The sequence below is a fragment of the Pseudoalteromonas luteoviolacea NCIMB 1944 genome (assembly GCF_001625565.1).
Taxonomy (GTDB): domain Bacteria; phylum Pseudomonadota; class Gammaproteobacteria; order Enterobacterales; family Alteromonadaceae; genus Pseudoalteromonas; species Pseudoalteromonas luteoviolacea_F.
This window is the reverse complement of the sequence record NZ_AUXS01000026.1, coordinates 104,940-118,025: the sequence shown is the minus strand read 5'-3', so window position 1 is coordinate 118,025 and position 13,086 is coordinate 104,940. Positions and strand designations below refer to the sequence as shown.

Below are 13,086 nucleotides of genomic sequence, written 5' to 3'. Positions count from 1 at the left end.
ATGTATAAACTTTTAATCTTGTTTATTTTTTCTAGTTTTGAAATATTAGCTTGTGGTGATGTAAAAGGTTTTTCACCTTTTGCCATTAATCATCAAGCCCAGAATAAATCTGAGCATGAAATGATAGAATACGAAATACTTTCACCAATCCAAAAAGGTGATGAGTTTTTAAGTAGTGTTACAGCACGTATAAAAGGCGAGTTTATAGTTAACTTAGATATACGTGACGATCACAACTATGTAGGCGAGTACTACAGTTCATATTTAAGTATTGCTAAAAAGCACATTAATGATACTGAGATTATACTGTCTTACAATACTACAAAAAAAGATAGGTCCACTGTTATTTTTTGCGCAAATTGGAACGTCTATAAACTGAAAGAACTTCTTGCTTTCGAGCCAGCGGAGGTTGCTCCGCCACCACCTCCAAGACTACCAGATTCAAAGTAAGCGCAATTGATGTTTATGTTTAACACGGTAATGATGTGTGGGATGTCTAAAGCTTTGGCTGGCGCTCATTCTTCGCGAATTTAACGCCTCATATTGCGGCGTTGGGTGTTCGTAAATGACTGGAGCTCCAATTCTCATCATTGCACAACTTTTCATGTTAGGGTGGTCTATGTTTCTAGCTGGTAGATGTGGGTATATTTACTGGCTACAAGTAATCGTTATAATTAGCTCTTCACTTTTTTGCATTACAGTTATAGCGTCGCTAGCTGAAAGCACTCATTGGTTAATTTTTTTTCAAGGGTGTGTTTTTATAAACACACTCTTCGTGTTATTTAAATACCATTGTAAAAACAACTAACAAACTATTTATAAGAGCATGGTGGGCAGTCACAAATTCACTGCTATTTTTGGTGATCTCAGCGTAAATTATTGTTATTGTCGAGCGTAATAAATTGTGTATCTGAATAGCCTTTGTTTTGCGGCGGACAGTACACTGTTGTTATGCGACATGTATCGTAGATAAAACGTTATGTACTAAGGTGATTATGACTAAATCAGCTCAGGTAATAGTTTTGCTGTTTTCCTTTTTGTGTATGTTCTCTGGTATAAATGGACTGACTAATAACACAAACACTGCTTATACAGTTGAGCGAGTCGCGGAAGGAACCGTTCTGGTCTTGGAGTGTCCAAGAAAGTCTTCTGCTCGTTTGAAGCTAACTAATTCTGAAGACGTGTTCTCCTTACCCAAATCATTTAAAGACTCTACAGGCTGCCGCAATGAAAAGGTTGCTCAATCATTTATCGGTAGGTTAGCTAAGCTTTATATTAGTCGTAATGGTAAGGTAGTTGGTGCGAATATTTCCGGCAAATCGTATTTAACATCGTCCGAGGCCCGCAGTGATTCAAGGACTTCATCAGTCGCCATTCTTTTCATGGGTGTAGCTATGTTTGCTCTTTGGATGTTTAAGCGTCGTACATAACAAACCAAATCACGGGACATGTTTTTGCGTGCTTTTTGTTGTTTAAAAGTCAGAGGTTTAGGTGTAACCTTCAGTTTTAATTATCAAAATTCCCGTGTTTGGGGTATTAGGTACAATCGAGTATGGAATACGATTACAAGAAAATAATTAAAGAAGGATCATCAGATCTGGAATCCATTAAAGGGTTAAGGCTTGATTCGGCTTTAGCTAATGTTGTCGCGGATGAAATAAATGTTGTTCATCTTCTATTTGATGGTGTTTGGTACTCAGTGCATGGTCTTGTTGGCTCAGAGGTTATGGGTTTTAAACGCAGTCTCGAACAGTTTCAAGAAGAAAGCTCCAATGAAGGACGTTGCGTTTGTAGGCTTCCAATGTTAGAGCAATTCATAGGTTTTGAAGTCGTTGAGGTTAGGCAAATCGGTGAGGCGTGGAATGGCCATGGTTTCGAATTAAGCTTCAAAGATGTTCCAGATAAAACCCTAATTCTGCAATCAATATATACTGGATCCGAGCCAGAAGACTTCAATGATTGCATGAGAATTGGTGTTGGTAATTATGTCTATAAAGTACCAGAACTTAACAAGTAAAGGCACCGAATCTCAAAACGCCGCTTTATTCTGGTTTTGGCCCCCGCAGCGGTGTTGTATTTAAATCAGGTAGGGTGCAAGGGAAAAAGAATCAGTGATACTTCAAGAGAACACAATGCAATCTGTGGTTTTTATTTTTGAGTTTTCTACGTTAATCGCACTTCGTGGTGCGTTCAAAAAAGTTCATGAAAGAACTGATTTCGCCGAAAAGACTGTAAAAGAATTAGGCAATGGCAGATATCAACTTCGCATTACCAAACTTATCAAGCTAAACGAAGAAAATATCGAGAAACACAGAACTGAGCTAACGTCAGATGTAAAGGGTTATGGCGGCAGTTTTGTATCCTGGAAAGTACACAAGGTAGTTTCTGGTAACAATATAGATAATAAGAAGGTAAGTAATACGTCAAAGCTGCTGTATATGCTGACTACAGCAGGCGATGCAAGGACATACAGGCAATATAAAGTGCCGCTATTTTCCATATTGTTCACCATTGTTTTGTTTCTGGTTTTATCCTTTGTAGGCGTCGTGTAAATATAACAAACGCTTCAAGCGGTTGATGCAAAACGTTTGGCTTGCACTCCTTCGTTGCTCATTTTAGCCAAGCATTTTTCGCTGTTTAGGCGAGCCGATATGTGTCTTTGGAGATATCATGGACAAATACGAAAAGTGGAGATTAACTAAAGCAGAGATAATGGCTGCTTATGCTCTATTACCAGAAGATGTCATCGAGTCAGGTAACGGTTATTGTGAGAAAGGTTTTTTAACTTACATTAGTCACAACGAGTTATTATTAGCCATGGAAGAACTAGGTGGTGTAATCGTTGATAATGGCCTTCAATCTAAACAGTTTTGGACTCATTTAATTAATGCGGCGAAATTAATGAATCATCGTCATGTTGATAGATATAGTTCAATCCGTAGCGAAGCCACATAGCAAGCGTATCAAGTAAAAGGGCGTAAAATTGCAGGCTAGTGTTCTATCGTCGCTAGTTTCAGTCTGCTATTTTGCTCGGGTTAAGCTAGGTGTTAGGGCTATGGGGAAATACCTTGTTAGATAAAAAGATAGATAAATTTTCGTACAAGTGTATATCCAATTCGAAATGGAGAAAATTGTTTGGGGTTGTTAATGACTAGAGCTTAGAAATAGTGCATTGTATGTGGAAGCTTGTATGTGAACAGCAATGCCGTAGTGGTTTTGTTCATAGTGTAGAACAACTTGGTGACAATTCTATTGGTGATTGCGGTGCTTTGAATGGTCCTTTTGAATTCAGGCGCATGAATGGCTGTTGCTACCTCATAGGGTTGAGTTTTAGCCATGTGAAAATGCACCAACTCAATACAAAATGCAGGACCTAACGCCAACATTAGAGTATTTGAGTATGTTCGGGTGTTTTGAGGTCGAGATGGACAAGGTTGGACTGAGAATATTTGGGTACAAGCTTGAACAGACTGTGTTAGAGTGATCCACAACTTGTGATATTTTTACTAAGAGTCTCATACCTTAGTGCGGCATGAGACTCTTAGTAGAGAATTGTGAAAATGTATAAAACTTTCGGATACTTTGAAAAAGACATCTTTTAGCTAACTTAAAGCTAGAGGATGTAGTGTGTCTATTAAAAATAAGACATTAGATCGTAATTCAAACGGTCAAATAAAAAGAAAATATACGGGGCCTGAATCGTCATATTGGTTGTGTCAAACTCCAAAGTGGTGGATAAAATTATATATGACGAAACCTCGTAGGAGAGAAAATCAAAGGTTATGTCACGCCATTTTAAAAGGCCAAGATCCCGATGGAATAGCTTTTCCGTTGGGGAATTCTAAGCCGCATATATATTATTGGTAATCATAGCCTAACAAGTGCAGTCATCGGACAAATTTTGCTGTGTCGCTTTTTGCTAACCCGCTTAGCGGGCAAAAACCAATCCAATAAAATTTGTCCATGCTGCAAGTGTTATATGGCAATTGAGGTTAAATATTGGATTCAGGTTTAAGTAAAGAAGCCCTAGCTCATTTAGAGGTTATTGCTCAAGTGACAATTCACCTCCGTTTTCTAGGCTATCAAGCTACAAGTTCGAAAAACTCTTCACTGTTTAGTCTATTTAAGCGGTCGAACTCTTTAGATTCACAGCTAGTTGCAGATTTAATGGATGCTATTCACAATACGCCAGCTCAAATATCACAACCATTTTGCTCAACTGAAGAATATATAAAACTGTACTATCGTAGTTTTGATCAAAAATATCCAAACTCAATTTCTCTCGAAACTATATTCAAAAACTACACTGGTGAATAAGTCATATAACAAGTTAATTAAACAATGGTTGCAACACTGCAAGCTTGCGCTCCTTTGTCGCTTAGTTTAGTGTGCTATTTACGCCGGTTAAGTGAGGCGTTAGCAGTATGGAGAGACTTGTTTGCACCCCGTCGAATTAACTTTCTATAAATTGGTATCCAAAGAAATCGAGTTGTCCACATTCGAGAGTTGGGTGTACTCGGAAACTGCACTCGAACAGACTCTAAGTTCTGATGATTATCTCGAAATAATTTCAATAAATTACAAAACGGCATCAGGTCTATATGAAGCTCAAAAAGTGCTATCAAAGTACTTTTCTATGGGTAAATATTATGATTGGAGTATTCGTAATGCTCTTTGTAAAATTATTGAGAAACCAAACGATGTTCATAAATATGTCGAGCAATGTTATGACCTATATTGTGAAGGTTTCGGTTTTATGGATAACCTCGGTTTAGGTTATGGACTTGGTTTAACTTGCTCAGATGACTTCAATGGGAAGGTTGATGATTTTTACCCACAGATAATTGAAGAAGCTAAAAGAGTAATGCTGTGGTTAGATTCTGGTAAAATAGTAATAACAGGCCATAGTGGTGAATATCATGGTGTTGAATACAATGACAATCGAAGCGCCAAAGAAAAAGAGCCAACGGGTTATAAAATACAAAAAAAAAGCGATAGTATTAGGTTTTGAGTACAGTTCACAAACGTATCAAGGATTGACGTAAAAAGTTTGGTTTGTGCTCATTCTTTATTAATTATAATCAAGTATTTTATGCTACTTATGCGAGCGTTATAAATACCTTAAGGAGCTAGTGTGGACGTTACATTTTTCGCAGAAAATGAAGGTTGCGTTCTAAATAGTTTTGAGGGAATTCCTGAAAATTCAATTCTTGGTGGTGGACGTTTTAGCAAAGCACAAATCAGTGATTTACTTGGTTGCTTTAAATGTTCAGCCACTATTCTAAGCAACAACCTTTGGATATTACCAACGAGTTTTTCTAATGAGTTGAGCTGTATTGATGATGAACAATTGAAGAGTGCTGCTGTTTACTGGTCGAATGAGAAATCATGGGTAAATACTAATGTTAATGATATGGATTTAGCTGGTCACTTATTAGAATTAAAATATGCTTATCAGTCTCATTTAAATAAAAGAGTTTTTGTACTATTTGAGTAAATACTTATAACAAACCAATTTAGCGCGAGACTGTTAAAGCTTGGCTCAGTTTCGCTTCGCATCACATTTTAGCCAACTAATGCTTAACCGTTTAATACGGCTTATGCTTCAAGGGTAATTATATGAAATTTTCTACATTCTTTCTCTTGGTCTGCTTTTCAAGTTTTGCCGTGGGCAGTTGCTTAGATAACGATGAGTACAAGAAAAAGAGAACAGACATAGTAAAAGAATCCAGAGAGCTTAATCGTTCATACAAAGAGTGTAAAGAATCAGCATACAATAATACTTACTGGAAGGCTGTATCAGAATGTACTTTGAAAGGGTTAGGAAAAGACATAGGTGGTGGGTGTGGGCACATGGTTGGACAGGGAGCTTATCCAATGCAAGAGCCTGATAAAAACCATTGTGAAATTTTCCACATTCCGAAAGAGGTTATTTTAGAATACAGGCAGCAGTTAATAGATGAGCTAGAGCTGCAAAAATGTGAAACATAACAAATTGCTTAAAACATGATGGAAGAACATGGTGGGAAAGAACATGGTGGGAAAGAACATGGTGGGAAAGAACATGGTGGGAAAGAACATGGTGGGACAGTCACAAACTTACTATAGCAATTTGGGACAGCTTAAAGCGAATAGATGTCATGCTATTCCTGACTGATTCAGGAGAGAACCGCTAGGAAATAGTTGATTGGGGCATAAGCACAAAAAGGGCTCACCATCTCATGTTCAGGTAAGATTATCCGCATCGAAGGATAAATGCTGTACAATACAATGAAGCTGACTTATTAAGCGTCGCCGGGTCGGCACGAGGTTACCACAGTGCTGTGGTACTCTCCGGTTAGTTTATTGGGGCGCTAGCAGTACAAGAGACACATGAAAAAAATAGATTATTCAAAATATTCCATTTCTGAATTATTAGATGTAAAAGAAAACATTCACCCAAGTTCGAGTAATTACAGTGCATTTTTGGAAGAAATGGAACGTCGTGAAGAAGAAATTCATCAGTTGAATGAGAGTCTTGAAGAAGGTTCTTTTTCATTAGCTGAACGAAAGATACAAATTGTTGGGTATTTTCAATTGGTAGCTGCGATTGCAATTTTTTTCGTTATTGCGTTATCGACTTTTACGAATGGAATGTCAGTACTATTGCTTATAGCTGGGATCCCCCTAATTATCCTGAATGCAGTAGCTGGATACACAGCTGTTAAAGAAAAAGCACAATGGTATTGGCTATCGATTCTCAATCAATCTCTACAGGCTATAGGGTTTTCTATAGGCTCAGTAACCGCCAAATATTCAGGGTTAGGTTTTATCGGCCTGTCAATAAAGCATGCAACGAGCCCAGAGTTGGCTTTTGGTTTTGAGTTTTCACCTGGGTTTTCTTTTTATAAGTATACGGAATCATTGAATACACAGTGGATTCAAATTGATATTGTTGCATTGATTTTCATCGTGGCACTGATAAAGGTTAAAGATGTGAAAGGTACTACTAACAAATCAAGTTAGCCTAATTCGTAGCATTGACGCGTTTTTTTCTAACCCGCTATGGCAAGTAAAAAGACATGTTTTGAGGATATGTTGCATGTATTTGGTGGCATTTGGTGGGACAGGCACAAATTTATTGTGCTGTTTTTTCGTCGATAAGGCGAGCGTAATATTTATAAGGTTGTAGTATGGCTAATGTGACCCCTGAAGAATATGTTGGCAGATTGGTCGGTATTGCTAAAAAGCTAATCGACGAAAATCAGTTTGGCCCTATTGAAATCATTAAGTATTTAAGGCTCGAGGAGAATTGTTCTTTAGGGCAAGCGAAGGAAGTATTTGTAATAGCTGAGCATGATGAAACGCTTGGTCAATATCAAAAGCGAGTAGTAGCCCCGCTCATGGAAGAGTTTTAAAAACTTGTAAATGAAAGTGGTGAAGAGTGACTGTCAAGTACATACATATGGGACCATACATATGGGACAGACACAAATTTTTTGCGATATGTGATAGCCACAAATTTGTGGTCATAAATCTATTGCTTAAATTTTACTTTTTTACTACTGTTTAAATATCCAGTTTTTAGTGGGTGAATAGGAATGACAAGAGCAAGGAAAGCGCTAATAGATTTATCATCGACGTCTTATTATCACTTAATAGCACGGTGTGTACGCCGTGCTTTTTTGTGCGGAGAGGACAAGTATACGGGCAAAAATTTTGACCACAGACGAACATGGTTGGTAGAGCGAATAAAACAGCTAAGTGGTGTTTTTGCAATTGAAATAGCAGCGTACGCCATCATGAGCAATCACTATCATTTGGTTGTAAAAGTGAATAGGCACCAGGCTCTAGATTGGTCGGAAGCTGAAGTAATATCTAGGTGGTACAAGTTATACAAAGGTAGTCCAATCATTGATAGAGGCTTACGCGGTGAAACCCTGAGTAGGGCGGAGGAATTGCTTAAATCTGAGTTGATTGCAAAATGGCGTGCAAGGCTTTATGACATCAGCTGGTTTATGAAAAACCTTAATGAATACATAGCAAAGGAAGCAAACAAGGAAGACAACTGTACAGGCAAATATTGGGAAGGGCGATATAAATCACAAGCTTTATTAGATGAAACGGCATTGCTTAGTTGCATGGCGTATGTGGATTTAAACCCAATCCGAGCGAATATGGCAAACAAGTTAGAGGACTGCGACTTTACATCGATTCAAGAGCGAATAAAGCAATTCCAAAGCAGTAAAGCAAACATCAGAAAAACAGAGCCTCACATCAAACAACCCATATCACTAAAGTCGTTTGGCGGAAGAGAACAAGAACACGCATTACCATTTTTGTTTTTGGATTATCTCGAGCTCGTTGATTGGACGGGCCGTCATTTACACTCTAAAGAGAAAGGTTACATGTCAAAAGATATGCCCCATGTACTTGTGTCAATGAAAATTGAAGTGACGAGCTGGTTAGATAGGGTAAAAAATTATGGCAATCACTATGGAAACTTCGTAGGCACTGAAACAGTATTAAGAGTTCATGCAGCTAAAAATGACATGAACTGGTATAAGGGAGTCGGGTAGCATATTTTAGTTAAAGACATTATTCTCAATTTTAAGCTCATTCGTTTATGAAAATGAAAAAATTAATATTTTAAGTTTAATTCTCATGTAATTTTCTTTTTGGTATTTTTACCGAATGGTGAGAACCCTCTTTTGAGTAATATTTTAGTGCTTTGGTTTGGGCCTGTTAAAATGGGCCTGTCCACTTGTTTTATCCCCTGTCCACTTGTTTTATTCCTAAAACAGTATTAGTGGTTTATGTGGATAAAAATGGCATGTTCTAGTGTAAGGAAGTTTGGCTTTAAAGGTTAGTTAAAGCCTTTATTTTCAATTGAATTCTCATGCAATGGTCTTTTTGACATTTTTACGAGTGGTGCAAGCTCAATTTTGAACAATGTTCCAGCACTTTGATTTGGCCTGTTAAAATGTGCCTGTCCATTTTTCCACTACTTTGATTTGGCCTGTTAAAATGTGCCTGTCCATTTTTCCACTACTTATCTACTTATTTTCTCGCTTTTCTATTTATTTACTTGTGGCTTTATCTTTTTGTGTTTTATTTGTTAGTAAATATTTAAATTCTGATTTTTCTTCTTAAATTTTTAGAAGCAGAAGATTGATGTATGTATTAATAATTTTATTCGCATATTTTCGATATGGCTTTTGGTTTATAATGTCGGAAATATAACAAATTAATTAAGTGATCTGCTTGTTTTTTGCACGGCTTGACTTGCTGTTTTCTGCATTTGTTAAGGCGTTGTGGGCAATTTTAGATTCATTTTTTATTAAAATATAAAAGGCTTAAAAAGTGTTTAAAAAAAAGATAATTCCAGGTTTGCTTAGTGCTTTATTTTTAAGCGCGTGCGGCGGCGGAGGGGGCGAAACAGCTACAACTCCAACTCCAACTCCAACTCCAACTCCAACTCCAGATCCAGCTGTAACTTCAAACTCTACGGTACAGGTAGAGGGAGCCGTCCAAAAAGGCCCATTTGTTATTGGGTCGACAGTCACTGTTAATCAACTTTCTGCTGATGCGATTAATACAGACTCTACAGTAATCACCAACACAATTGATGACCTAGGGCGATTTAATTTCTTGTTGAATGACAGTTCCGACTTGATAGAACTGTCTGGCACTGGGTACTACCGAAATGAGATCACAGGCGAATTATCTCAAGGCACCATAACATTGCGCTCTGTCATAGGTTTATCTGACCGAGAAGAGCAGACTGCTTACATTAACCTCTTGACTCACCTCACAAGTCAACGAGTTAAAAATCTGATCAATAAAAGTAAACTACACTTCGAGGATGCTAAAAACCAGGCTGAACGTGAATTTCTTACCACTTTTAGTAAAGTCATTCCTAACGTCACTGAAAACAATTTTTCATCTTTATCTATTTACGACGATAAATTATCCAGTGGAAGCCCATATTTACTTTCTGTTTCCTCAATTTTATATAGATATGCTTTAAATCAATCCAGTGCCAACTCTACGAACCCAGATGCTGAGTTAACACAACTCTTAAATGAGTTAGAAGCTGACTTTGGAGAAGATGGAGCCATCGACGATACTCAGTTGCTGGAATCGTTGCGTGCAACCATTCCCGATATAGATCCATCTTTAGTGTCAAGACATTTAGATGACTGGATTGATGGTGTAGAAGGGTTTGAAAGAGTAGACATTAATGATTATTTAGATACAGATTTGGATGGTATTTTCAATTCAATAGACACGGATGATGATAACGATGGTGTTGAGGACGAATTCGATACATCGCCATACCAACAAAATTTTATCGTAGCGGACCAAACCGTCGAAGTTAATGAAGACCAATCCATAGAAGTCAATATTGAAACCAACAACCCATTGGGCATCGAGGTTAGCGTCGAGATGATAACATCAGCCTCTAATGGGATAGTATCTGGAAATTACCCAACGTTGAGGTATTCACCTAACGCAAATTTCGAAGGTAATGATACCTTTTCATACCAATTAAAGCAGGGAGAAATTTCAAGTGAAATAGCAACTGTGAGGTTGAGTGTTATTGGAGAAAACGATACACCTTTCATTACTGGATCCCCAGTAACTGAAACTGTGGCATACAATGCGTACATGTTTACTCCAACGATTTCGGATATAGAGAATGATTCACTCGAATTTAGTGTCCAAAATTTGCCTTCATGGTCTTCTTTTAACTCCCTGACTGGTGAGATCGCGGGTACTCCAAGTAATGAAGATGTTGGTGTTTTTCCCGAAATTATTATTTCTGTAACTGACGGTGAAAGCTCCGCTCAACTTGAAGCATTTGACCTTGAAGTGGTAAGTAATCCTTGGCAAGTATTACCAAATATGCCTAAGTATAGACGTGGTCCTGAAGGAGCTGAAATTAACGGGAAAATATACGTACTCGGCGGTTTAAACCAACACAACGAGCATATGAGCGATGTGGACGTTTTCGATACGTCTACTAAAAGCTGGGGATCAATTGCCAGAATGCAGGCAGCTAGATGGAGCCATACTGCCAATGACATTGATAATCAAATCTATGCTATAGGAGGCCAGTCTACTGTAAGTATCGGAGGCAATTCTACTATAAGCTCTGTGGAAGTATTTAACTTGGAAACTCAACAATGGACTGCTAGAGCCTCTATGGACACACCACGCGATAATCACTCGAGCTGTGTATATGATGGCGAGATTTATGTATTTGGAGGAAGGAACGGACCTACCACGTTAACCACGGTTGAAAAGTATAACCCAGTCGATGATTCATGGTCTTATAGGGAGTCTAACTCAAATCTAGGGTGGGGTAGCCAGTGTGTAACTTTTGGCGATGAAATATATGTGTTTGGCGGAGCAAGTAACGAAAAAGGGTTTGAAGTATATGATCCAGTTTCTGATTCATGGGTAAGATCTGGAGAGTTAAATCAACCTATGAGATACGGGTTTTCTGTTGAAGTCATTGACCAGAATATATACATAATCGGCGGGTATATTGCGCGTGATACTGTACTTGTTTTAGATACGGTTAGTTCGACCTGGAGTGAAAATACTGCAATGCCAATAGGTAAACAAAGCATGGGTTCTGTCATGTTGAATGGCGCTATCTACCTTTTCGGTGGAATAAATGGTTCTGTTGATAATGTCCCTTCTTTCGAGAAGTATGACCCTGCATTCGAATAGAGCTGCAGTCTTAACAACATAACAAATTGCTCCTGCTAGCATTTTATCACTACAGCTTTTGTGCTTGATAGCACAAAAGCTGTAGAACCAAAATTACAGCAGAGCGAGGCGCAATATGAAATAAGGAGCGTAATATTGGAAAAACAGGGTGGGACAGTCACAAAGTTTTTCTTTGAATTATCTGAATGTTCAGGACCATGAACGAGTAGGAAATACTAGTTTACACCTGATAAAAAGCTAATTAGGCCAATTGCTTATAGAGTGACTTCGGTAAGGCCTTTTAAAATGTGTCTGTCCATTTCTTTTCCTTCTTCTTTAGTTTATGAAAATTTCGTTATGTACTTTGGTATTCTCAATATTCTTTAGCCTAGGGGTTTTGGCATGTCCAGTACCGCCTCCTGGTTATGGTTTAACGCATGCTGAACTGGTCCAGAAAACACCAACGATAGTGTTAGCTAAAACTATCAAAATAACTGATAAAGTTGTAGTGTTTGAGGTAATTGAAAATATAAAAGGTCAAACTGAAAAAGAGTTCTTCTGGAGACGTTCCAGAATACCTAAATCAGTAAAACATATAAGTACCGATTTTAATCGCCATATTGAACCTGCTTTTTGGTCTAGCTCTATACTGGTGAGAAGAGCCCCAGTTTCAAAAGGTGGAATGTGCAATATCGCATTTACTTATGAACTCGGAGAGGTTTACCTAGTTTTCCGTGAGTCGTGGGGGCATGCTCATTCAAATGAAATCATTAAATCCAAAGATGATAAGTGGTTAGCCTTTGTGAAAGAGTCCGTAGTAATCGGCTCGTAACAAGTTACTTAAAAGTGGGCGAAAAAACAGTTGGCATACGTTCCTTCGCAGCTAATTTTAGCACGCAATTTATCGCCGTTTATTAAAACGCTAACTATCTAAATGCATATGAGTACCTGGAAACCGATAACAAAAAGCCACCTTGAAGGAATCATTGAAATCTCAGAATTTGAAATGAGTTCAAGAGCCAAAATTGTGTGGCAAAAAATAAAGTTACCCGAGCTTCAAAAGTGGGAACTGTCGCCACTTGGTGATGAAGGAGGTGGGTTTTGGGTTGTAGCTATTTATGGTAATTGTTGCTTGTATTTCAATGATATTGAAGGGGGCTTCAATGAAAGTACTTTTACATGCTGGGGAGAGATAGATGAATACCTTTCCAACCAGAGTGAATTACATCATTTTGTAGAGTCTGTGTTTATTAACCGAGGTTAGGTTGTTAATAAAGCGGTTAAATCGCATATAAAACAGTAGGCTTGCGGCCATTCTTCGCGTAGTTTAACCTGTTATTTTTCCGTTTGTTAAAATGTTATGTGCTTTAGATAGCTCAGGCATTT

At 38.0% G+C, this 13,086-nt stretch carries 15 protein-coding genes; all 15 read left to right on the top strand.

What is annotated here, in order from left to right; translation table 11 throughout:
* The 15 genes from N483_RS10045 to N483_RS09970 all read left to right on the top strand — a co-directional run bounded on the left by N483_RS10045 (window position 1) and on the right by N483_RS09970 (window position 12,964).
* Window positions 1-450, top strand: a complete 450-nt coding sequence (locus tag N483_RS10045) for a hypothetical protein (protein WP_023401124.1) — start codon at window positions 1-3, stop codon at window positions 448-450.
* 545 nt (window positions 451-995) lie between these two features.
* Window positions 996-1,430, top strand: a complete 435-nt coding sequence (locus N483_RS10040; RefSeq protein ID WP_023401123.1) for a hypothetical protein — start codon at window positions 996-998, stop codon at window positions 1,428-1,430.
* Window positions 1,431-1,552: 122 nt separating this feature from the next.
* Entirely contained in the window at window positions 1,553-2,017 is a 465-nt protein-coding gene (locus tag N483_RS10035; protein WP_023401122.1) for a hypothetical protein, read from the top strand.
* A 115-nt stretch (window positions 2,018-2,132) separates the two neighbouring features.
* Complete coding sequence (locus N483_RS10030; protein WP_023401121.1) at window positions 2,133-2,552, top strand: hypothetical protein; 420 nt, start codon at window positions 2,133-2,135, stop codon at window positions 2,550-2,552.
* A gap of 118 nt (window positions 2,553-2,670) precedes the next feature.
* Window positions 2,671-2,955 carry a hypothetical protein gene (locus tag N483_RS10025; RefSeq protein ID WP_023401120.1) on the top strand — a complete coding sequence of 95 codons (285 nt, stop codon included), beginning with the start codon at window positions 2,671-2,673 and terminating at the stop codon, window positions 2,953-2,955.
* 1,044 nt (window positions 2,956-3,999) lie between these two features.
* Window positions 4,000-4,317: a hypothetical protein gene (locus N483_RS10015; protein ID WP_023401118.1), complete on the top strand. Its 318-nt coding sequence runs from the start codon at window positions 4,000-4,002 to the stop codon at window positions 4,315-4,317.
* A gap of 121 nt (window positions 4,318-4,438) precedes the next feature.
* A complete protein-coding gene (locus tag N483_RS10010; RefSeq protein ID WP_023401117.1) occupies window positions 4,439-5,011 on the top strand; it encodes a hypothetical protein in 573 nt (190 codons plus the stop codon).
* A gap of 123 nt (window positions 5,012-5,134) precedes the next feature.
* Window positions 5,135-5,497: a hypothetical protein gene (locus tag N483_RS10005; protein WP_023401116.1), complete on the top strand. Its 363-nt coding sequence runs from the start codon at window positions 5,135-5,137 to the stop codon at window positions 5,495-5,497.
* 122 nt (window positions 5,498-5,619) lie between these two features.
* The gene (locus tag N483_RS10000) at window positions 5,620-5,991 is read left to right on the top strand and encodes a hypothetical protein (RefSeq protein WP_023401115.1); all 372 of its coding nucleotides are present in this window, start codon (window positions 5,620-5,622) and stop codon (window positions 5,989-5,991) included.
* 381 nt (window positions 5,992-6,372) lie between these two features.
* Window positions 6,373-7,005 carry a hypothetical protein gene (locus tag N483_RS09995; RefSeq protein ID WP_023401113.1) on the top strand — a complete coding sequence of 211 codons (633 nt, stop codon included), beginning with the start codon at window positions 6,373-6,375 and terminating at the stop codon, window positions 7,003-7,005.
* A gap of 167 nt (window positions 7,006-7,172) precedes the next feature.
* The gene (locus N483_RS09990) at window positions 7,173-7,397 is read left to right on the top strand and encodes a hypothetical protein (RefSeq protein ID WP_023401112.1); all 225 of its coding nucleotides are present in this window, start codon (window positions 7,173-7,175) and stop codon (window positions 7,395-7,397) included.
* A 183-nt stretch (window positions 7,398-7,580) separates the two neighbouring features.
* Window positions 7,581-8,558 carry a transposase gene (locus N483_RS09985; protein ID WP_023401111.1) on the top strand — a complete coding sequence of 326 codons (978 nt, stop codon included), beginning with the start codon at window positions 7,581-7,583 and terminating at the stop codon, window positions 8,556-8,558.
* 811 nt (window positions 8,559-9,369) lie between these two features.
* On the top strand, window positions 9,370-11,721 hold the full coding sequence (locus N483_RS09980; protein WP_155250801.1) for a kelch repeat-containing protein: 2,352 nt from the start codon (window positions 9,370-9,372) through the stop codon (window positions 11,719-11,721).
* 376 nt (window positions 11,722-12,097) lie between these two features.
* On the top strand, window positions 12,098-12,532 hold the full coding sequence (locus tag N483_RS09975) for a hypothetical protein (protein ID WP_155250800.1): 435 nt from the start codon (window positions 12,098-12,100) through the stop codon (window positions 12,530-12,532).
* 174 nt (window positions 12,533-12,706) lie between these two features.
* Window positions 12,707-12,964, top strand: coding sequence for a hypothetical protein (locus N483_RS09970; protein WP_052027423.1), 258 nt, complete (start codon window positions 12,707-12,709; stop codon window positions 12,962-12,964).
* Window positions 12,965-13,086 lie beyond the last annotated feature (122 nt).